Genomic DNA, 17,851 nt, shown 5'->3' with positions numbered 1-17,851 from the left:
TTTCCCAAAAAAAAACCCGCACAAGGCGGGCAAAAAAGTAAGGATTGAAGCGATTAACGACACGAGTGTAGTCCATCAATCCCACAGCGTGATTTGTTCTTGAGCGGGCGCCGCCAGATCCGGCAGTATGATCAGCACACCTGCGCGGTACGGCTGGGGCTCATCAGCCAACCCCTGATTGACATCAAGGACCGCCTCCACGCTGCCGTTGAGGTGGCCATAGAAGTTATGGCAGATGGTGTCCAGCAGATCCCCGTCAGACGTTCTGCATGTCGTCGCCATAGCGCACAAACTCCAGAGTGAACCCTTGTTTACGGGGGATGCCGCCCTGCATCAGCGAGCTTTGTTCTTCTTCGACGCTTTTCAGACACCAGGTGCCGAGCGCGTCGCCATAACCCGTGGTCAGCGTCAGCGGCTTGAGCTGGGCGCCAAGCGTGCGCAACGTGTCGAGCTGCTTCAGGCCGCCCTTGAAACCCGGGAAAATCGCGCCCTTGAGCGTGATTTTTTCGTCGCCCATGCCCACGCCTTGCTGCGCCGGTCGACGCGACAGGCGCTCCTGAGAAGCCCAGCGGAATTCGGTTGATCGACGCAACTCATCGAACGCGGCCGTGTCGAGGTTGAAGAAATACGGCTGCGCCTTGGGGTCTTGCGGCTGGATGATCAGCAGGTGTGGAAACGGCTTGACCGCCTCCGGCGCCGGCGTCTGATCCGTGGCAAAGGCCCCCGTAGGCACGATGTTGGCCAGTGACGGACTGACCTTGCCGGCGATCTTGTTGATCGCCGTCGCCGCCTTGCCCGCCTGTTCCTTCAGCACGCCCAGGCGCTCGTCAATTTGCGACAGCGCCCGGGTGGCCGTGCCGTACATGGCCACCACTTGCCCGACCTTGGCCTGAGCCGCATTCACCCCGCGCATGACGCGCTGAAGCTTGGCCCCGACCGCTGGACCGACAAAGGGTAAGCCCTCCAGCTCGGACGCTGCGCCGGTAATTTCCCCGATCGCGCCATTCACCGGCCCCAACATGCCGTCCAGGCTGCGCCGTCCGGTTTCCCCGGCCGAGGCCAGAAACTTCAGCCCCGACTGTAACTGCTGCAATGAAGTCTTTTCCTGATCAGACATACGCCCTCCTGATTAAACGTGCGGCGCATCAAAGAGCTGTGCGCTCCCCATTTGCTTGGCCATGTCGCGATAGTGCTGATCGAGCAACGGCTTGAGCTGGCCATAGAGTTGCGCCGCGTCCTTGACGTCACCGTTGACCGTTAGCGAAAACGGCGCCTGAATCGCCACGTTGGACTCGACATTGGGCGCCTCCACTTTCGCCGCCATCGGCTTGACCAAGGCCCCCGCCGCCGCCTCCGCGCTGGCCGGCGCCAGCATCATGGCTTTGGCCGCCTCCCCCGGTTGCGGCGCCGGATCTTCCAGCCCCGAGCGAATGACTTTCGGTCGACGCAACTCAGAGCCCGGAAAGCGCACCTTGTTGGCAAAGTGCGGCATCAGCATGGCGTCTTTCGAGTTGAGGTCGCGCGGGTCATACGACACCGGCGGCGCGGCCGGCACAATCGGCGCGGCGGCCGTCGCGGCAACACTCGCTCCCGGGCCGGCGCCCGGATTGGCCAGCATCAGCGGCCCGGTGGTCGACGGCGCGAATGATTGGGCAATTCCGCCCAGCACCGGCGGGATGTCCTTGCCGGCATTGGCCATCATCAGCGGCCCGGCGGCCGGCAGGCGCTTCAGCTCGTTGGGCGTGCCAAACGCCGCCTTACCCAGCGCACCGCCCAGGGCGTCACCGCCCTGGCTGCCGAGATAGCCGCCAATCAAACCGCCGACGAAAGTGCCAACCACCGGCAGGACCATCGTGCCGAGCGCCGCCCCAGCGGCCGCCCCGGTCAGCGTGCCCGCCAGCCCACCCACTGCCGCGCCGTAACCTTCGGCTTTTTCGTCCTGCGTCACCGCGTTGTCGTAGGTGTCCTTGGCTTTCAAACCGGCCTCAACGACCGCAAAGATCGCTGGACCCTTGACCCCCGAGGCCACGGTGCGACCGACGCCACTCACCGCCCGACCGACCGAACCGGCCGCGCCGGCCGTGCTGGCCGCCTTGGCCGTGTTTGCGGCGGTCGAGGCGACACTGGCCAACTTGCCGCCTTTACCACCCCGGCCGCCCTTCCTGCCCTTCTTGTCGCGCTTGCCGTCGTCGTCCAGATCGCCGGCATCCAGACCACCACTCCCGCCACCACCACCGCCCACCACAATGACTTTTTGCGGAATGTTCGGGTTACCCATCAGCGAACCGCGACCGATGTTGAGCAAGCCCTTGGCGATCTTGAAGGTACTCATGGCGCTCTGAAAGGCGATCACCGCTGCCACGGCCGCGCCGATGCCGGTCACCACCTTGGGCGATTCGTCCGACAGCTTGCTCAACCCTTGAGTGACGTAGGTCCCTTCGAGGGCCTCGTTACGTTCAGCCTTACCCTTAACCCACTCGATTTTCTTGTACCCTTTGACATACCGGGCGACCTTGCGCTCGGCCACACACTGGGCAAAAAAATCATCTGGCAAATCGTTGGCAAAGTGCAGCGCACCCGGACCGTCTTCCACCGGGTAACGGTTATAAATCCAGTCCTTGGCCGTGTCCGTACCGATTAGCCAGAGCTCAACTCCATTGCGCTCCGTCAAACCTTTCCAGGTCACGTCCATCATGGACGGGCGTTGGGCAATCACCGGCCGGCCAGGCTTACTGGCACCCTTGACCGCAAAAACATTACGCCAACGGCGCAAACGACAGAACTGGTACACCTCATCCACATGGTTACCGCCGGAGTCGATGGCCGTTGCCAAGATCGCCAGGGCCACACCGCACGGATGGGGGTACCGAGCCTTGAGTTTTTCATCGAGCGCCGCCCACGTGCGCTCATCGGACGGGTCTCCCCAGATGACCTGGTAGTCGATAATCCAGCGCTCCATACCAGCGCCCCAGCCCACCACCATGAACTCCAGGCGGTTGCCTTGGGTGTCGACCGATGCGGTGAGCATCAGTACCGCGGACGGCATGGATCCCAGTCCATAATTCTCCAAGCGTGCCCGGGCCATCAGGACATCAGCTTTGGTTTGTTCCTGGGCGCTGTCCCAGACCTTGGCCAGGCGCGTGTTGTAAAACACCTGCATGGGCTCAAGATCGCCTTTGTTCTGAGCCACCTTGGCCTTTTCAAACTGCATGGCCAATGCCGCCCAACCGGTCCAACCGGGTGGCGAGTACAACGCATTGAGGTTAAAGCCTACGGTTTCGCCATCGCCTTGGGCATGGGCGCGCCACTCCCCCTTCGCCAGCATCTCGCCCTTGTGAAATTCCTCAATCAGCACATCACAATCAGGACCGGCGCACTGGTAATGCACCACCTGGTAACCGGTCGAGTAATGCAGACGCTCCCACTCCAGAACCTGCATATGCCCGCAGGTCGGACAGGGCACGTAGTAATAGCGCTGGTCGCTGGACTCAAACAGATCCGCGATACGCGAGGCACCCTTGATCGTCGGCGAGCTGGAAAAATAGAACTTGGCATTGCGGCCGAAGGTACTGGCCCGCGTTTCGGCCAGCTCGACAGGGTCGCCCTCCTCACCCACGTCCACAACCCAGCGATCAACCTCATCCCCATAAATATAGCGGGCCGACAGCTCCGACAGGTTGGCGGCGGAGCCGGCGGTGGTGATGTACAACGACCCGCCTTCAAACTCCTTGGTGTCCATGGTGTTGCGCGCATCGCGCGAACGGTTGGCCGCCACACGCTCGCGCAGGACCGGTGTCGCCTTGATGGTTTTGCCGATCCGCGATGACACGCGCTTGGCCAAGCCCAGGCTCGGCAATAACGTCAGAACGTTGGACGGCGCCATGTGGATCAGGCCACCGATCCAGTTCAGCGCGATCTGTGTTTTCATCAGTTGCGAGGCCACCATGGTGACCACGCGCTTGCAGGGGTGTGCCGGGGACAGGCAACGCATGGGCTCGCGGGCATACGGTGTGCGCGAAGTGCGGTATTTGCCTGGCTCAGCAGCTCCGGTATCGCGCGGGATCCGCATGTACTCGTCAGCCCATACATCAATCCAGACATCCGGTTCTGGTCTTAGCCCACGGAAATAAGCCTCACGGTACGCCTCTGCACCGTTCGGCATTTCCGGTGACATAGATTAGCTCTCAACAGTTAATACATGGGCAAGGTCCGCCAAAGACATGCGCTCTGCATCCTCAAGAACTCGGCGCAATTCTGCCGTCAGACGCTTTTCGATTTCCCAGTGACTTGTCATCGCTGCCAGTTCGGGGGCCAATTGCGGCGACATGCCCAGCAATAGATCGCGCAGCGTGCGACCAGCGCTGTAGGCTGCGATTTCCACTTTAGTCCGCTCAACCAAGAGACCTCGTCGCTCGCACAATTCGATCCCGGCTAGCTGCGCCAGATTATGCTCACGCAGGGCACGGGCCTTCTGGAACTCGGGCTCCTGGTCCTGAACGAAAGACGCTGCAAAGGACATCGGCAGGCCGTGAGCATCGCGCTGAGCTCGATCCTGCTGGTGACGAGCGGCGACGGCGGCCTTGCTTGGATCGGCGGTTTCAAGAATCAAGGCCTCGGTTGCGAGGACATCGACCTTCTTCCCATCCGGGGCCAGCACCAAGCGGCTGCTTTCCTTGAGCTGAGTGATATAGCTGGGCGACCTGCCAATACGATCCGCGAAGGCCTTCTTCGATAGGTAAATGGGCGCCGTCACCGTCTTTTCCTTAGGTCTCTTCTTACTGAAATTTTTCGCTGAAAATTTTTCTAACTGAAATCCTTACTGAAATATCGCGCGACGATCTTTAGCTCAGGGCTTTAAGCCCGTTTTTTTGAAATTTCAGTAAGGGATATTTCAGTAACTTTTCAGGGGGGCCGCTAACGCTTTTGCGCGGGTTTGCGACCCCGTGTCCTTCGGAAAACGCCAGGGTCCCCGGCGACTTTCGTCACACCAACATCGTGCAAGGCGGTAGGCCTCCCTGGACCATGCCCCGCAAACAGAGCCGCGCAATGGCGGACGCCTCCTCACATGGTTAAGATCGATTTGGGATCATCAAAACCAAAAGGAAACATATGAAAAACCTCAACACTGAAGCTTATTCAACTCAGCTTGCACTGATGTCACTGATAAGGGCTCTCAATGAAAACGGCCAACAGGCCATCGTCCGTCACGCAAAAGTATTTCTCGACAATGAGCTCAAACATTTCCCCGAAGGCCTTAGAGACGACTTGGAGGAAGTCAAAAAATCGACTGCTAATATTTTTGCGGTCAACGCCCCAGCCTTAACGCCGAAACAATAAACTGCTCGCGCGGCACTTGAATGCCGCTAAATCGCTCCACCTGCTGCTCAAGGCGCTCAACGGTGGCCTTGAGCATCTCAACTTCAATCTCTTCCTCACTCTTTACTTTATCGCAAGGGCGAAGATCTCTTGGTGGTTGTAGACCATGAACAATAGCCGCGGCGTATACCGACGCTTTTGAAACGGAGACGGGCGGATAGCTTTCTTGCATCTGCCCGTTATCAACACGCGTGAAGCTGACACAGTCGTCATACACAACAACCTGCCAAGTCGAAATGGCTTGCTTGTCTCTAACGCTCATGATTCGCACCACTCCCCAATTTGTAATTTCTCGGGCCGCTTAGTAAGTGGTGCACAACTGCACGCGTTGCTCAGCCAACAAGGCATCTAAATGCTGAACCAATGGGCCAGGCGGGCCAACATGACCTGGGCGATCCCGCAACTTAAGATCCTCAACCAGTCGCGCCACAGAGTCGAACGCTTCAACCAGCGGGCTGACGGGTGACAAAAAGCTAGACACAACACCAGTGGTGTAGCTGATCGGCTCTGCGGCAGACAAAGCAGGCAATGGCTCCAGCTCATTCACCACGACACTTTCAATGTGCGGGAAATGGGCTTTGATTTGGTCACCGACGAACAGAGTCACCTGCTTGTCGAGCAATTCCATACGCTCAGCCTTGACCAACACAGACGATTCTTGATGCGGAGTAATCCAGTATTTTTTCATTTAATCACCTCGTTGTGAGTTAAAGGAAGACGCGACCTACTTGCCCAGATTCGGCTGAAGGATCACGCGAGCAACCATCACCAGGACGCCCAACACGCCATAAGCAATCGGCGGCAGCACGGTCTGTAGTTGCGGCATCAGCTGTTCAGCGATGCCCAAGACAGCAATGGCGCCGCCGGCCTGCACACTGGTCATGCTCAGCGCTTGTTTCCAGTTGTCGATCAGTTGCATGGAATCACTCCTGCCGCTTGGGCAATTTGAAGTCGGTGAATCGGTCGGCCAACGCGGCAACCTTCTTGACGCCCAGCGTGCCGATGCAGGCGCCTACAGCGGCTGCAAGGCTCGAAGGGAGATTGAAGTACTCGAGCAGCGGGAAGGCCCCGGCAGTGATCGCACCACACAGGCAGGACTCCAGCAAAGCTTGTCGCCGCCCCCCGCCGCCGTAGATGACACGCAAGAAAGCGATCCAGCACGACAGCGCCGCAGCGTAGAACATCGGTGCATGCTGGCTAAGCCAGGCCATGACGATGAGCCAGGTGTCTGGTTTGTCGGGCATGTTCGGCATCTCAGATTCCTCCCTTTCGGGGAGCGAAATTGATTCAGCTCCAACAGCACTCCCAGCTCGGAGCGATGGGTGTGGTGGAGCCGAAAACGAAAAAGCCCCGCACGATGGCGAGGCCTTGGAACAGAAAGCAAAAAGCCCAGCGGATGGCTGGGCTTTGCTTGTCGTCTCTCATAACGCGCAAGATCGACATGATGGGAATAAATTACGATCATTCCGTCACTACGTCAAGCAGCATCAATGAAGATTTCTTCCCTGTCGAATACCTCGGTCGCATGGATGACTGCGGCCTCTTCGAACGACTCAAGGCGCTTTGCAATCCCAGTCTTCCAGCGCCGGCGTGTCGACTCTGGCTTGCCCTCCAGGTCCCAGGTGTTCATGTCGTAGAACTCGGCGGGCAGCACGATCATATCGGTGGAGCGCTTGCCGATCTGGACACCCTTGAGTTTGGGGATTGCCCAAGCGGTAAGCGCCTTGTAGATGAACAGCTGCGGAGCCGGGGAAGTCATGCGTGCCACCAGACGGCCGATGGCGGCGACCTTATTAGCCTTGTGCGTCGAGTACTTGGCGACCAAAACATTCCACTGGGCTGGCTCAAGCTGGCGGTGCAGCAGCGCATAGAGGCAGCAGTCGTAATCGAACTTATCACGCGGTGACAGCGAGCTACCGGTGCCTCCTTGGCGTAGATCGGCGTCGATCAGCTTCTGCCACGACTGCTTGGTGCTGTTGTCGATGTTGTCGGCGGCCAGTACGCGCACCAGAGTGCCCATCACATCTTTATAGATGCCCATTGATCAATCCCCCGTGAAATTCGATCCGCCAGCACCGCGGCGGTTGTTCTGGTGGTACTGCGCCGCTGGCCCTGACCTTAGCGACGCACGCTTCAATGCTTCGACCTCCTGCTCCACGGACTGCAGCTTCAGGCTCAACTGGGTTACCAGAAACTCCAATGACAGCGCGTAACCGGTGCCAGCCTCCACCCACCCTGAGGCATTGCACTGGGCGCAAGCCAGTTCGTGGAAAACGCCCTTAATGAATGCCTTCCCCTTGCACGCCGGACACGATGCCAGTTCGATCTGCTGGGCGTTGAAGGCGGGGCCATGCTGCTTTTTCACCATTTTTAAACCTCGCCCTTAACAAATTGCACAATTGACTCGCAGGCCGCGCTATTCAAGGCGCCTACGATCTTTTGCGAATCTTCATATCTAACGCCTGTCTGCTGGTGGATCGCCTTGAAGCCGCGCTCATCTAACCAGGTGTGCCACTTCACCAGAGCCAGACGACGCTGCTCCTTGGCCTGGGTGTTGATGTAGGTGGAAGCGATCTTGCCGAGGGAATGGTTCAACAACATCTCGCCGATGTGACCGTCGACGCCGAGGTCGGTCCACGCAGTACGGGCCACCTTGCGCAGGTCGTGGCTGGTCCAAGCGCCCTGCCCCAGTCGGGTGAACACGGCACTGGCCTGGTTGTCACTCAGCGCCTTGCCTCGGCGGGACGGGAACAGGAACGGACCCTCGTACCCTTGGGCGGCCTGCCGGTCACGGTAACGGCGTAGCAACGCGCAGACCTGGTCGGTCAGCGGGACTCGCAACTCGGTCTTGCTCTTCGTGTGCTCGGCCGGCAGGAACCATTCACGCTCAGGCAGCGCAATGTCGGCCCAGCGAGATTGCCGGGTTTCGCCGATGCGGGTGCCGTGGCACAGCATCATCAAGGCCAGCATGGCGTCACCGGGCGCACGCTCGAAACGCTCGGTCAGTTGCTCTACCAGCTCGGGCAACTGGACATCGCGCAGGCGGGCGGGTTTCGGCAGGATGCGCGCCGTCGTGAAGTGGATGAATTTGAGTTCGGCCATCGGGTTGGCCGGGATCAGATCCAGCTTACGGGCCTGCCGAAACGCCACCGCGAGCATTCGATACAACTGCTGGACGTACGACAGCGACAACTCTTCCTGAGCAGGCCACATCAGCAGCTTGTCCAGAGTCTGGGCGTTGACGTCGGGAATCAGCAAATCATCCAGACGCGGCTTGAGCTGGCAACTGATGGCAGACTTGCCGGCTGAGCGCCGCTTGGCCGAGAGCGCGCGGGAGCGGGTCATGCGATCGGCAAACCAGTCCAGCAGCTCACCGACAGTCACCCATCCCGAAACACTGGCGGCGCCGTCGGCCGCCACTCGCAGGCGCACCGCCGGCAAGGCTGAAACCACCTGTTTGGTGGACAGGTCCGGATAGCCGCCGATACGGTGCCACTGACGTTTGTTCAGCAGGTACCACGACCCGCGCGCGCGATTCTTCGCATAACGGAAGTGCAACGCGGGGTGACTGGCATCCCGCAGGTCGCGCACATGCTCAAGCTTGGCGTTACGCTGAATTTCAGTGTCTGACAGCTTCACCGTCAGGGTCTTGATCAGGGCGCTCAATCGGTCGCCTCCGGTTGGGCGAGACGGTCAACCACCTCGAACGTTGTCGGCCACATCCATGCACCATACCGATGGGCCATGGCCTCGTCGGCGAACAGCGCCAAGGCATGGTCGGGGGTGCTGCTCAAATCCATTTTGAACGAGCAGCAGAACACCGCAAAGCGATAGGTGGACGGCTCGGGAACAGCGAGTCGCATAGAGTCCATCAGAATGTTTCCTTTTGGCGGTAACGGTTGGCCAGGCTGGTGACCTTGGCCGGCTGCTCGACAGCCTCTGGCTTCCACCCGGCGGCAAGGTTTTCAAAGCGGTTGTACTGCCCGAGAAATGCAGTGCGGACCGTGCCCATCTCGATGTCGCGGCCCTTGCCGATGATGATTTCAGCAATGCCCTTGGCTTCGGTGTTTTCGTGATAAACCTCGTCGCGATACACGAACAAGATCACGTCGGCGTCCTGCTCGATGGCGCCGGACTCTCTCAGATCCGAGGGGATGGGCCGCTTGTTGGGGCGTTCTTCGCATTTTCGGGAGAGCTGGCTCAGCAGAACGACGGGGATGCCCAGCTCCTTAGCGAGCAGCTTGCAACCGCGACTGATACTGCTGACTTCTTCGGTGCGATTGCCGCCCTCGCCCTCCAGCAGCTGCAGGTAGTCAATCATCAGCAGGTCGAGGCCGTAACGCAGCTTGTGGCGGCGGGCCAATGAGCGAATGCGCCCGATTGACGAACCGGCACGGTCGGCGATGTACAACGGGGCGCGACGCAGCACGCCGGCCGCTGCGGCGAGCTCCGTGCCGTGGTTCTGGCACGCCGTGCCGTTCTTCACCTGGGTGAGCGGAATACGTCCCTCCGAAGCCACGGCGCGGTCCAGCAGTTGGCCCTTGTTCATCTCCAGACTGATAACCAGTGAGGACTTGCTTTGGCGCACGGCCGCATCGATCACAAAGCCCATCGCCAGCGTGGTTTTACCCATAGCAGGACGCCCGGCGACGATGTACAGGTGATCGGGTTGCAGGCCGCCGATCTTCTCGTCCAGGTCGCGCAACCCCGTTGATAAGCCGATCAGGGTTTCGCCGCGAGCATGACGGTCATGGCGCTCCTGCCACACCTCCAACTGATCGACCAACACATCGCCGACTTTGACGATGTCGTCATCACCAGCGCCGCAATCGATGGCCATCGCAGCGGCTTGAACGGCAGCGATTTTCGTCTGCACGTCCTGATCGCTGTGCGCGATGTCCATGGCCTGGCCACCCAGATCGAACAGAGCGCGTTCGATTGCCCGGTCACGCACAATGCCGGCGTAGGTCTTGGCGCTGGCGACGCTGGGCGTGCCGTTGACGATTTCGGCGCAGTAAGCAAAAGCCGGCGTGCCATCCAGCAAGACGCCGACGTGATCTCCCACCGTGAGGAAGTCGACGGCCTTACCGGCCGAGCGGACCGCCAAGATTCCCCGGTATACCTCGGCGTTTTCCGCGAAGTAGAACGATTCGGCGGACAGGTCATCGCTCAGCGAGTCGATCAGTTCGGGGCGCTGCATCATCGCGCCCAGCAGGCCATGTTCAGCCTCGATGCTGTAGGGTTCACGCATGGTAATTACCCTCGACGACCTTGACGAAGTTGCTCGGGGCAATCAGCCAATCGAAGTTGCAGCGGAAAGAACTGCCCCCCGAAGCGGCCACCTCGCCCATCAGAAACTTGCTCGAACGCACCAGGGCGAAGTACTCAGCCCAGAATTGGAGATCTTGGTGCACCGGGCTCTCGTTCCAGCGGGCACCGATCTTGGCGATCCGATCCTTGGTCAACATCACGACTCGGGGAAACTCTGGAAGCGCCTTGTTGAACAAATCGACGATGGCCTGAGTCGGGCATTTCGCTTTCGAAATCTTCGATGGTGGCTCGTCGTCTCCAAGAGGTGATGGTTCACTTGATGGTTCTATTACGGTTCTGGGTGCGGCTGCTGCGGGGGTTTTTGTCGTGAGCTGCGGGGGGGGTGGTGCATCTGCTGCGGGGTGCAGCTCTTGCGGGGGTGCGTATGATGCGGGGGTCAGGGTGTAAATCGTCGAACGCCCCATCCGCTCACGAACGGATAACAGCCCGACTTGCCCCAGCCACTTGATGGCGGTCTGCACCGTCCTTTCGGAAAGACAGGTACGTTCCGAAATACGTGCAACGGATGGCCAGCAAACGCCCTCATCGTTTGCGTTGTCCGCCAATGAGATCAGCACCGCCTTTTGTGGTCCGCTCATGCCCTGAAGCGGCCAGCATAAGCTCATGATTATGGTGCTCACAGCGGGTCTCCAGTTGCAGATTCAACCGTGATAAGCCGCGATACGTTTTGCGATTGTTCGAAAAGTGTCGCGACATAGGGGGGATTGCTTGAATTGGGTTGGTTCTGCATAATCAGGCCTCTCTAGTTTTGCAGATCAGCCGACCTTCTCCGTCGGCTTTTTTGTGTCTGAAATTCAGGCAGCCTTTAGCGACTCGCGTAGAACCTGAAGCGCGTCAATTGCCTCAAGGATTGCTTTTTCGCCCTGGGCTTTTTCGTGCTGGCTGATGTGGTTGTCCGCCGTGGCGTCGAAGATCAAACGGCCAACATCGCCGCACTCGGCCGACAGGCTCCCCAGTGCGATCAGCAATGGCTTCGCCGCAGGACGCTCCCGCGATACCAAGTCAAATCCGAAACGATCAGCCCAAGCCGCCAGAGGGCGGAAGTCGCGAGTGAACGCCATGATCCGATCAAGCTCGGCAACGTTCATGTTGTGGCTGTCGTAATCAGGGTTGGCTTTTTGTGCCAGCAGCGTACGAGACGTAAAGCTGGCACCTTCCGCGATCTTCTTGGTGCCGTGCTCGTCCACTACGTCGTAGATGGCTCTCATCAGTGATTGCATGTAACACCTCGAAAATTGTTACGTGGCTCGCTGCCACTAGGTCCGCGATCATTAGGCGGCGGACTTCTTTGGATGAGCTTCCGTGAGCAGCCAAGACGGCTCGAACGGCTTTCCATTCTCGGCAGCCAGAGCAGCAATTCGCTCGGCATAGCGCGTCTCGCCGGTGTATTCGGTGCGCGGTAAACAGTCAGCGGTAAGCCACTTGTAAACAGCTCGAGGAGACTTTCCACAGGCCAGCGCAACGACAGGAACGCCACCAGCGTCATCGATAGATTTCTTGAGCGGCCGCATAAGGCCTCCGATTCAATTGTGAACTTACAGTACATATTATGTCGGAACTGAAAGTACATGCAAGCGCATGCGATATTGAACCTATGGTTCATATAGAAGAAATCCGGACAGCCTTCGTGGCTCGTCTAAAGAAATCCTTGGCAGCTCACGGCATTGACCAGTGGGGGGCAGGCGCTCGCCTAGCTAAAATCGCCAAGGTCACCCCGAAGGCTTCTAGCAAATGGCTGAACGGCGAGTCGATGCCGGGACCTGCGAAGATGCAAGCAATTGCGGATGCACTCGGCGTGAAAATTGAGTGGCTTCAGTATGGATCTGGAGATGATCCGGCGCTCTCGCGCATGCCGGTAATCGACGATACAGCCGTTTCCGAGGTGAAGTCCGCCGCCGATGTCGTGCGTGAGATGCTTACAAAGCAGGGGAAAGGGCTTTCTGAAGACGCTCGTAGACGATTGCTGGCTGCGGCAGAATCTAACGATGGTGATGGTGCTATAGAGGTGGACTACTACCGCCCCGGCGTAGTCGGTGACGAAGTATGGATCGCGCACTACGACGTCCGGGCCGCTATGGGTGGCGGGCAAATACCACACGACTATCCAGAGATGCTTCAGGATGTTCGGGTTAGCCCTCAACATCTGCGCGAGATGGGAGTTGAGTTCAAGGAACACTTCCATCTCAAGATGGTGACGGGCTGGGGTCAGTCGATGGCGCCCACGATCAGGCACCGCGACCCGCTTCTAGTCGACATAAGTATTCGGGAATTCGTAGGGGATGGGATTTACATGTTCTCTTGGGAGGGTCACCTCTACATCAAGCGACTCCAATGGATTGGCGACGATCAGATCAAAATGATTTCTGATAATACGAGACACCCACCGCAAACGATAAGGGCTGATGAGACCTACATCCAGGCTCGGGTGCTGTTGGTGTGGAATGCTCATTTGGTATAAACCGCGCCTTTAGCAAGATAATGCGACGAGGCAGGCGAACATGACGACGTAATTGTCCCGCTCACCAAGCTCAGCAAGGAAGAGCGGCGCCGACCATGTCTGATGATGTGCATGGCGGTTGAACTTTAAGGAGTGTTGAGTGAAACCGGAAAAGAGAAAAAATTACGTTTTTGATTTTTATTCGTTAAGGTCTGACAAAGAGGACCTCTTTTGCATTCCTGTATGCTCTGCATTAGAAAAAATAATCAACGGCGAATCCGTATCTAGCTATACCCAATACGGCTGCACAAGAGAAATATTCGGCTTAAACTACAGGATCGAAAGCGACTCTTACGCAGGGCAGATACGCAAGATCAGAAAAGCTGATCTTCCCGAGGTTGGTGCATTGGGACAAGACAGCAAAAAGATTGAGCTTGAAATAGATGAAGGCGTAATTGAGAAGAATTTTTTCGTCTTTTATAGAGAAAACTCTCTTCTTGTCTTTCATCGAAATGATGATGGAAATTCAGGGAACCACATCGCTCAACTGCTCACTTCATCATTCGGCTTCGCCTTCTATGCCTTACCTATAATCAGACCCGAGCAAGCTGAACTCCTACTTAACAATAAACTTACGATCAAGAAGTTTTCAGTAAAAATCCCAAAGCCGACCAGCCCATGCCTGTATCCTCAGGACAGCATTAGCGCCAAGACAATTGAACTACTTAATTGCTCGGGTGCAGACACTTTGGACATAACATTCACGATAGACCAAAAAATAGAAACAAGCTCCGGAAAACTTTCAAGCGCTCTTCAAACCGCAATAGGCCACTTATTAACTATGGGAGCAACTAAGGCCAAACTTGACACTGACGAAACGGCAAAATACTTCCTATCGACCTTATAGCAAATAGGATATACTCAAAACAGAGCATCAACACGAATTCATACTTCCCACCTAGCGAAAGCATGTACAAGCTTGCGGACATGGCCAAGGAAGAGCAGAGGGAGCTAATTAATGACTATTTCGGCAAAACTACAAGAATTGTCTAAGTTCTCAGTAGCACTAGCTGCAACCTGGATGTTTTATAGTTACCATTTCGTTTTCTCTGCGAGCGATATCAATATCGTGGCCGGAGCTATTGCAAGTAGTTCGGGTACAATTTTGGGCTTTTTAATTACAGTAATAGCGTTAATGGCATCAGTAATGGATCGAGATCTTTTGAGGAACCTTAGAGCTACTGGCGGATATAGAAAACTGATAGTTGGTGGTTTTGTATGCGCCGCTCTCCATTTGACGCTATTGGCGCTTTCGTTAAGCTTGCTGCTTCCATGGGCTAACGGGAAAGACCAACTTTTGCTGATGACCGTTTTTACTGGCGCACTAGCCGCAGTCTACCTGGCCACGACCGGATTGAGTTTTTACAGAGTCATCATCTCTATTAGCAAAAACTGAATCGAATAGAGGGCTAAGATTCGCAAAAGCCGGGCCCGGTTCCGACCTTGTTTTTTCCTTCCCCATCCCCGCCCTCCAAGCGATTCAAATGACTCTCCCTACCCCATCTCGGGTTTCGCTGATTAGAAAGGCGCCGGCTCCTCTAATGGCTCAAACACCTCCACCGGCCGATCCTCATCAGCACTGGCCTCCCACTTAAGCGTCACCGACTCATCGTCGTTGAATGTCATGCCTATGCCGTCCGTCTCGGATAGCAGACCCATCACCTCTTCCCACTCTCGATCACCGTCCGTATCCAAACGATGAATCGTCACCCAGCGCTGAGCCTGCGCGGCTGGATAATTGATCATTGACGAAACGCGCAAGCCTAAGCGCTCTACACCGGACATCTCAACTCTTGCTGCTGGTTTCACTTTGCCCTGCGTCATGCTAACAATCCTTCGACTACTGTGTATATATCCAGTTATTACGAAGGATAACGAACCATTGATTCGCGGTAAATCCCCCTGCGGGCAATCGTGCGAAATCATCCAGATCTGTACTTTTTAAAAAATATGTACTTTTGGTACTTGACCAAATATGAACCTGTAGTTCATATTAAACCCATCGCAGCGATACACAGCCACTGCGAAGGGCCTCTAAAGGGTCTGACTCGCTCTTTAACAGTCAGCGCAACAAACAACAGAACGCATTGCCTCTACCGGCGACCGGCGAGCAGACAGGCCCGAAAGCCTGCCAACGACAGGAACAACCTGGACGACTGCCCGATGGTGAAACGCCAGAACCGTGTGAATGACCCGGCAAGCTATGCGCCCCGCTCCTCCAGCGGTAATAGGACGGACAGCATCACTGCTGCACCTTGGCGACAGGGTGCATTGGGATGCGGACGAATCCCCGGCTTATACCGGCCACCTGTATGCAACAAACCAGAGAACGGCGAGCGCCCGCTAGATGCCAGCGACGCGCATTGGAGGATGACCATCATGAAATAGACGAGCGATCCACCCGCTTGGCGCAGTAAGCCTGAAGGCTGTGCCTTTCACCCTGGCAGGCAGCGGACATCTTGGCAGTCGGTGTGACCGCGCACCATCCGGGCAACCGGTAGGCCTACCCCAAAGTTAAAGAACACTGCTGATGAAACAAACCCAGGCCGTCGCCAGCTCAGTCCAAAAAAAGACTTAACGTCGTGTCCGGGACCAGTTGACCATTACAGTAGCGAACCTGGGAGGCTGTCACGTAGGGAGGTCTTCGTGACACCAACAAAAACCCGGTTCCGATCGGGCTTTTTTACGCCTGCCTTTATCCGTCAGCACTCCCCCCTGCGCCCAACGGCAACCAGCAGGCGGCGCCGAGTGCTGACGAATGAACGCAACCCCACCACCGAGGTATCAGTCATGAACCAAGCCATCCGCCAACAAGCTCTCCTGCAGGTGACGCGGGAGCGTGCAGCGATTTCGACTTCCGAGATGTACCAGAAGATCGGGCGCGAAGAACCGGCCCGGGCGCCACGCTTCAACGTCATCCCGCTGGGTGGCAACAAGTTCGACGTCGTTGAGCATGACACCGGCGTTTCCCGGGGATCCCGCGACGGGCACAACATGGCCTGCAACTTCGCAAAACAGCTCGAGCAGAACGCCGACTTGTTTGAAGGCGTCCGGGTAACCGGTAGTCGCTTCGACCGGATCCTGCTGCGCTGGACCATCGGGTGTGCGGTGCTTCTTTTCCTTTTCGCCTACTTCGGAGCGCAGCAATGATCGGCCAGCCAATCCCGGATCCCCCCGACCAGATCACCAACCACCTGAACCGGGCGATGGAAGAGTATTTCGGCGCCGGCAAACATGTTCAGCACGTCGAGCCGGGCGTGTCCGGTGAGCGCGAGCTGACCTTCTGCACCGCCTACGGCGACAAGCTGCGCGCCAAACGCGACAAGATCGCACCTGACCTCAAACGGCTGGCCGACAGCGGTGCAAGCCTCTACCAAGCCTGCAAAGAGCTGGGCATCAGCCACAAGCGTGCCCTGCTAATCGCCAAAGAGAACAATTTCAAGTTCAACGACTCATGAAACGAAGACACCAACAACGCAACCGGAAGACCTGGCTAAACTTGCCAGCCAGCGGAATTGAAGAGCTAGGCCATGGCCAAGAGCAACGCGGAACGTTCGGAGAAAGCCGCCGCGAAGAGGAAGAGCCGCGGCGAAGTAGAGATTCGGTTTCACAGCCTTCCCGCTACGCGCCAAGCCCTTGCTGAACTGATGGCCTGGAGCGGCATCGAGGAACATGGCGAGGCAATCACGCTGATGATTCACCACCTGCACGGACTTGGCCCGGGCGGTGCCCTTCCCCTGCTCGCCCCGCCGCGACACGAATACGTGATTCCCGAAAACGTGTCGCGGAAATTGAAGCTAGCCTTCGACCGGGAGGCGCTACGCGTCGCCTTGGATGACTAAGCGTGGTCAGCGAATCTTGTCGCGATGCAATGCGCAATAGCCCGTCCAAGCCATGGCAGCACTCGCCGCTTCACTTTGAAGGTCCCAGTATTTTTCGTAAGCGCCCTCTTCATGAAGACCGGGATCAGACGCCAGATGCGCATCTACAGCATCGAGCTTTTCACCGAAAACATTTGAAAGCCTTGAGCATGCCTCGAAGTATTCGCGACGTTTCATGCCTTTTTTCTCCCTAATCCGGCGGAATGCCGGGCCATCAAGCAATAGCTCACAAACACATATCTCGCCACCACCGGTCACGGAGGGCGGCGCCGTAGTTTGCTTTACCTTTCATGGCGGTAATCAATCCAATAACGCCATGCTCGCTGAGCGACATCGCACAGGTCGTGTGTTGTGCCGGCCTTGTCTGTGTACATCCAGCAAGGCAGCTGATAGATACCTGCCTCATCAGACTCAGTCCGGTCTCTAGCACTGAATGTTTGAGGCTGCGTCTTTGGGTGTTTCACATCGTTGGTCAGCTGTCGGCACACATCGAGAGCGGTCCCGGCGTCCATATCCAAGGCCTTGACCAGCCGGATCACCTCTCCTGGGCTATCGGCACCGCGAGGCTTGGCGGCTTTGTCAGTCATATGATTGAGAAAGAAAACCGCGGTAACGAGCCGTCGGTAGATGAACATAAATCTCCCGATGTCGACTGGAATATCCGCTTGGTATTCAAACCAAAACTCTTCAAAAGCGGGCCCCGCAAGCTCCTTGAAATATCCACGAAGATCGCTGAGTTCGACTGTACCCACGGTTTTCTCCATCC

General features: G+C 57.3%; 26 protein-coding genes. 7 read left to right on the top strand and 19 right to left on the bottom strand.

Translation table 11 applies throughout. The features are described from left to right. Window positions 1–75 precede the first annotated feature (75 nt). Genes ACA051_RS05840 through ACA051_RS05825 form a run of 4 tightly spaced genes read right to left on the bottom strand, consistent with a single transcriptional unit; the run spans window position 76 to window position 4,753 of the window. Window positions 76–282 (bottom strand): tail protein X, encoded by a 207-nt coding sequence (locus ACA051_RS05840; RefSeq protein WP_497308488.1) that lies wholly within the window; start codon window positions 280–282, stop codon window positions 76–78. Then, window positions 257–1,117, bottom strand: coding sequence for a phage tail protein (locus ACA051_RS05835; RefSeq protein WP_497373879.1), 861 nt, complete (start codon window positions 1,115–1,117; stop codon window positions 257–259). The genes ACA051_RS05840 and ACA051_RS05835 overlap by 26 nt, the downstream gene beginning before the upstream one ends. A gap of 12 nt (window positions 1,118–1,129) precedes the next feature. Then, a complete protein-coding gene (locus ACA051_RS05830; protein WP_497373877.1) occupies window positions 1,130–4,174 on the bottom strand; it encodes a phage terminase large subunit family protein in 3,045 nt (1,014 codons plus the stop codon). 3 nt (window positions 4,175–4,177) lie between these two features. After that, window positions 4,178–4,753, bottom strand: coding sequence for a terminase small subunit (locus ACA051_RS05825; RefSeq protein ID WP_497373875.1), 576 nt, complete (start codon window positions 4,751–4,753; stop codon window positions 4,178–4,180). 356 nt (window positions 4,754–5,109) lie between these two features. Here ACA051_RS05825 and ACA051_RS05820 point away from each other — a divergent pair, with 356 nt between their 5' ends. Continuing rightward, complete coding sequence (locus tag ACA051_RS05820) at window positions 5,110–5,337, top strand: hypothetical protein (RefSeq protein ID WP_497373873.1); 228 nt, start codon at window positions 5,110–5,112, stop codon at window positions 5,335–5,337. Here the strand turns inward: ACA051_RS05820 and ACA051_RS05815 are convergent. The 12 genes from ACA051_RS05815 to ACA051_RS05760 form a co-directional block, all read right to left on the bottom strand. After that, window positions 5,306–5,638 carry a hypothetical protein gene (locus tag ACA051_RS05815; protein ID WP_497373871.1) on the bottom strand — a complete coding sequence of 111 codons (333 nt, stop codon included), beginning with the start codon at window positions 5,636–5,638 and terminating at the stop codon, window positions 5,306–5,308. The genes ACA051_RS05820 and ACA051_RS05815 overlap by 32 nt on opposite strands. Window positions 5,639–5,677: 39 nt before the next feature. Next, window positions 5,678–6,064, bottom strand: a complete 387-nt coding sequence (locus ACA051_RS05810) for a hypothetical protein (RefSeq protein ID WP_497373869.1) — start codon at window positions 6,062–6,064, stop codon at window positions 5,678–5,680. A 36-nt stretch (window positions 6,065–6,100) separates the two neighbouring features. Next, window positions 6,101–6,295, bottom strand: coding sequence for a DUF7940 domain-containing protein (locus ACA051_RS05805; protein ID WP_497373867.1), 195 nt, complete (start codon window positions 6,293–6,295; stop codon window positions 6,101–6,103). Between the two features lie 4 nt (window positions 6,296–6,299). After that, window positions 6,300–6,629, bottom strand: coding sequence for a phage holin, lambda family (locus tag ACA051_RS05800; RefSeq protein ID WP_497308438.1), 330 nt, complete (start codon window positions 6,627–6,629; stop codon window positions 6,300–6,302). Between the two features lie 224 nt (window positions 6,630–6,853). Then, window positions 6,854–7,417, bottom strand: a complete 564-nt coding sequence (locus ACA051_RS05795; protein ID WP_497373865.1) for a hypothetical protein — start codon at window positions 7,415–7,417, stop codon at window positions 6,854–6,856. Window positions 7,418–7,420: 3 nt separating this feature from the next. Beyond that, the gene (locus ACA051_RS05790; RefSeq protein WP_497375511.1) at window positions 7,421–7,741 is read right to left on the bottom strand and encodes a hypothetical protein; all 321 of its coding nucleotides are present in this window, start codon (window positions 7,739–7,741) and stop codon (window positions 7,421–7,423) included. A 5-nt stretch (window positions 7,742–7,746) separates the two neighbouring features. Beyond that, window positions 7,747–9,042 (bottom strand): tyrosine-type recombinase/integrase, encoded by a 1,296-nt coding sequence (locus ACA051_RS05785; RefSeq protein ID WP_497373863.1) that lies wholly within the window; start codon window positions 9,040–9,042, stop codon window positions 7,747–7,749. Further along, complete coding sequence (locus tag ACA051_RS05780) at window positions 9,039–9,248, bottom strand: hypothetical protein (RefSeq protein WP_497373861.1); 210 nt, start codon at window positions 9,246–9,248, stop codon at window positions 9,039–9,041. The genes ACA051_RS05785 and ACA051_RS05780 overlap by 4 nt, the downstream gene beginning before the upstream one ends. Continuing rightward, complete coding sequence (gene dnaB, locus ACA051_RS05775; RefSeq protein WP_497373859.1) at window positions 9,248–10,627, bottom strand: replicative DNA helicase; 1,380 nt, start codon at window positions 10,625–10,627, stop codon at window positions 9,248–9,250. The genes ACA051_RS05780 and dnaB overlap by 1 nt, the downstream gene beginning before the upstream one ends. Beyond that, window positions 10,620–11,327, bottom strand: a complete 708-nt coding sequence (locus tag ACA051_RS05770; RefSeq protein ID WP_497373857.1) for a helix-turn-helix domain-containing protein — start codon at window positions 11,325–11,327, stop codon at window positions 10,620–10,622. Before ACA051_RS05770 ends, dnaB begins: the two co-directional genes overlap by 8 nt. Before the next feature lie 174 nt (window positions 11,328–11,501). After that, window positions 11,502–11,927 (bottom strand): phage regulatory CII family protein, encoded by a 426-nt coding sequence (locus ACA051_RS05765; protein WP_497373855.1) that lies wholly within the window; start codon window positions 11,925–11,927, stop codon window positions 11,502–11,504. 51 nt (window positions 11,928–11,978) lie between these two features. Then, window positions 11,979–12,218 carry a helix-turn-helix domain-containing protein gene (locus ACA051_RS05760; protein WP_497373853.1) on the bottom strand — a complete coding sequence of 80 codons (240 nt, stop codon included), beginning with the start codon at window positions 12,216–12,218 and terminating at the stop codon, window positions 11,979–11,981. Between the two features lie 83 nt (window positions 12,219–12,301). On the opposite strand from ACA051_RS05760, the gene ACA051_RS05755 reads away from it, so the two are divergent. From ACA051_RS05755 to ACA051_RS05745, 3 genes are all read left to right on the top strand, one after another. Beyond that, on the top strand, window positions 12,302–13,165 hold the full coding sequence (locus tag ACA051_RS05755) for a LexA family transcriptional regulator (protein WP_497375509.1): 864 nt from the start codon (window positions 12,302–12,304) through the stop codon (window positions 13,163–13,165). 139 nt (window positions 13,166–13,304) lie between these two features. Continuing rightward, complete coding sequence (locus tag ACA051_RS05750; protein ID WP_497373851.1) at window positions 13,305–14,051, top strand: hypothetical protein; 747 nt, start codon at window positions 13,305–13,307, stop codon at window positions 14,049–14,051. A gap of 111 nt (window positions 14,052–14,162) precedes the next feature. Then, the gene (locus ACA051_RS05745) at window positions 14,163–14,600 is read left to right on the top strand and encodes a hypothetical protein (protein ID WP_497373849.1); all 438 of its coding nucleotides are present in this window, start codon (window positions 14,163–14,165) and stop codon (window positions 14,598–14,600) included. A 122-nt stretch (window positions 14,601–14,722) separates the two neighbouring features. Here ACA051_RS05745 and ACA051_RS05740 read toward each other — a convergent pair whose 3' ends face one another. After that, entirely contained in the window at window positions 14,723–15,028 is a 306-nt protein-coding gene (locus ACA051_RS05740) for a DUF1654 domain-containing protein (RefSeq protein WP_497373847.1), read from the bottom strand. Between the two features lie 966 nt (window positions 15,029–15,994). On the opposite strand from ACA051_RS05740, the gene ACA051_RS05735 reads away from it, so the two are divergent. From ACA051_RS05735 to ACA051_RS05725, 3 genes are all read left to right on the top strand, one after another. Continuing rightward, the gene (locus ACA051_RS05735; RefSeq protein WP_497373845.1) at window positions 15,995–16,354 is read left to right on the top strand and encodes a hypothetical protein; all 360 of its coding nucleotides are present in this window, start codon (window positions 15,995–15,997) and stop codon (window positions 16,352–16,354) included. Continuing rightward, entirely contained in the window at window positions 16,351–16,662 is a 312-nt protein-coding gene (locus ACA051_RS05730; protein ID WP_497373843.1) for a hypothetical protein, read from the top strand. Before ACA051_RS05735 ends, ACA051_RS05730 begins: the two co-directional genes overlap by 4 nt. A gap of 72 nt (window positions 16,663–16,734) precedes the next feature. After that, a complete protein-coding gene (locus ACA051_RS05725) occupies window positions 16,735–17,046 on the top strand; it encodes a hypothetical protein (RefSeq protein ID WP_497373841.1) in 312 nt (103 codons plus the stop codon). 6 nt (window positions 17,047–17,052) lie between these two features. Here the strand turns inward: ACA051_RS05725 and ACA051_RS05720 are convergent, their stop codons facing one another. Together ACA051_RS05720 and ACA051_RS05715 are read right to left on the bottom strand one after the other, a co-directional pair. Continuing rightward, window positions 17,053–17,262, bottom strand: coding sequence for a hypothetical protein (locus tag ACA051_RS05720; RefSeq protein ID WP_497373839.1), 210 nt, complete (start codon window positions 17,260–17,262; stop codon window positions 17,053–17,055). A gap of 104 nt (window positions 17,263–17,366) precedes the next feature. Beyond that, window positions 17,367–17,837, bottom strand: coding sequence for a hypothetical protein (locus ACA051_RS05715; protein WP_497373837.1), 471 nt, complete (start codon window positions 17,835–17,837; stop codon window positions 17,367–17,369). Window positions 17,838–17,851 lie beyond the last annotated feature (14 nt).

The sequence above is a fragment of the Pseudomonas sp. LBUM1669 genome, assembly GCF_059695705.1.
Note: the sequence above shows the minus strand (reverse complement) of the source record. Positions and strands in the feature narration are given on the sequence as shown.

Bases quoted from the DNA above. Each gene is read 5' to 3' on its own strand.
- ACA051_RS05745 (WP_497373849.1), top strand. From the start codon at position 14,163: ATGACTATTTCGGCAAAACTACAAGAATTGTCTAAGTTCTCAGTAGCA.
- ACA051_RS05740 (WP_497373847.1), bottom strand. From the start codon at position 15,028: ATGACGCAGGGCAAAGTGAAACCAGCAGCAAGAGTTGAGATGTCCGGT.
- ACA051_RS05835 (WP_497373879.1), bottom strand. From the start codon at position 1,117: ATGTCTGATCAGGAAAAGACTTCATTGCAGCAGTTACAGTCGGGGCTG.
- ACA051_RS05820 (WP_497373873.1), top strand. From the start codon at position 5,110: ATGAAAAACCTCAACACTGAAGCTTATTCAACTCAGCTTGCACTGATG.
- ACA051_RS05830 (WP_497373877.1), bottom strand. From the start codon at position 4,174: ATGTCACCGGAAATGCCGAACGGTGCAGAGGCGTACCGTGAGGCTTAT.
- ACA051_RS05805 (WP_497373867.1), bottom strand. From the start codon at position 6,295: ATGCAACTGATCGACAACTGGAAACAAGCGCTGAGCATGACCAGTGTG.
- ACA051_RS05810 (WP_497373869.1), bottom strand. From the start codon at position 6,064: ATGAAAAAATACTGGATTACTCCGCATCAAGAATCGTCTGTGTTGGTC.
- ACA051_RS05800 (WP_497308438.1), bottom strand. From the start codon at position 6,629: ATGCCGAACATGCCCGACAAACCAGACACCTGGCTCATCGTCATGGCC.
- ACA051_RS05815 (WP_497373871.1), bottom strand. From the start codon at position 5,638: ATGAGCGTTAGAGACAAGCAAGCCATTTCGACTTGGCAGGTTGTTGTG.
- ACA051_RS05725 (WP_497373841.1), top strand. From the start codon at position 16,735: ATGGCCAAGAGCAACGCGGAACGTTCGGAGAAAGCCGCCGCGAAGAGG.
- ACA051_RS05760 (WP_497373853.1), bottom strand. From the start codon at position 12,218: ATGCGGCCGCTCAAGAAATCTATCGATGACGCTGGTGGCGTTCCTGTC.
- ACA051_RS05735 (WP_497373845.1), top strand. From the start codon at position 15,995: ATGAACCAAGCCATCCGCCAACAAGCTCTCCTGCAGGTGACGCGGGAG.
- ACA051_RS05720 (WP_497373839.1), bottom strand. From the start codon at position 17,262: ATGAAACGTCGCGAATACTTCGAGGCATGCTCAAGGCTTTCAAATGTT.
- ACA051_RS05795 (WP_497373865.1), bottom strand. From the start codon at position 7,417: ATGGGCATCTATAAAGATGTGATGGGCACTCTGGTGCGCGTACTGGCC.
- ACA051_RS05755 (WP_497375509.1), top strand. From the start codon at position 12,302: ATGGTTCATATAGAAGAAATCCGGACAGCCTTCGTGGCTCGTCTAAAG.
- ACA051_RS05765 (WP_497373855.1), bottom strand. From the start codon at position 11,927: ATGCAATCACTGATGAGAGCCATCTACGACGTAGTGGACGAGCACGGC.
- ACA051_RS05780 (WP_497373861.1), bottom strand. From the start codon at position 9,248: ATGGACTCTATGCGACTCGCTGTTCCCGAGCCGTCCACCTATCGCTTT.
- dnaB (WP_497373859.1), bottom strand. From the start codon at position 10,627: ATGCGTGAACCCTACAGCATCGAGGCTGAACATGGCCTGCTGGGCGCG.
- ACA051_RS05840 (WP_497308488.1), bottom strand. From the start codon at position 282: ATGGCGACGACATGCAGAACGTCTGACGGGGATCTGCTGGACACCATC.
- ACA051_RS05730 (WP_497373843.1), top strand. From the start codon at position 16,351: ATGATCGGCCAGCCAATCCCGGATCCCCCCGACCAGATCACCAACCAC.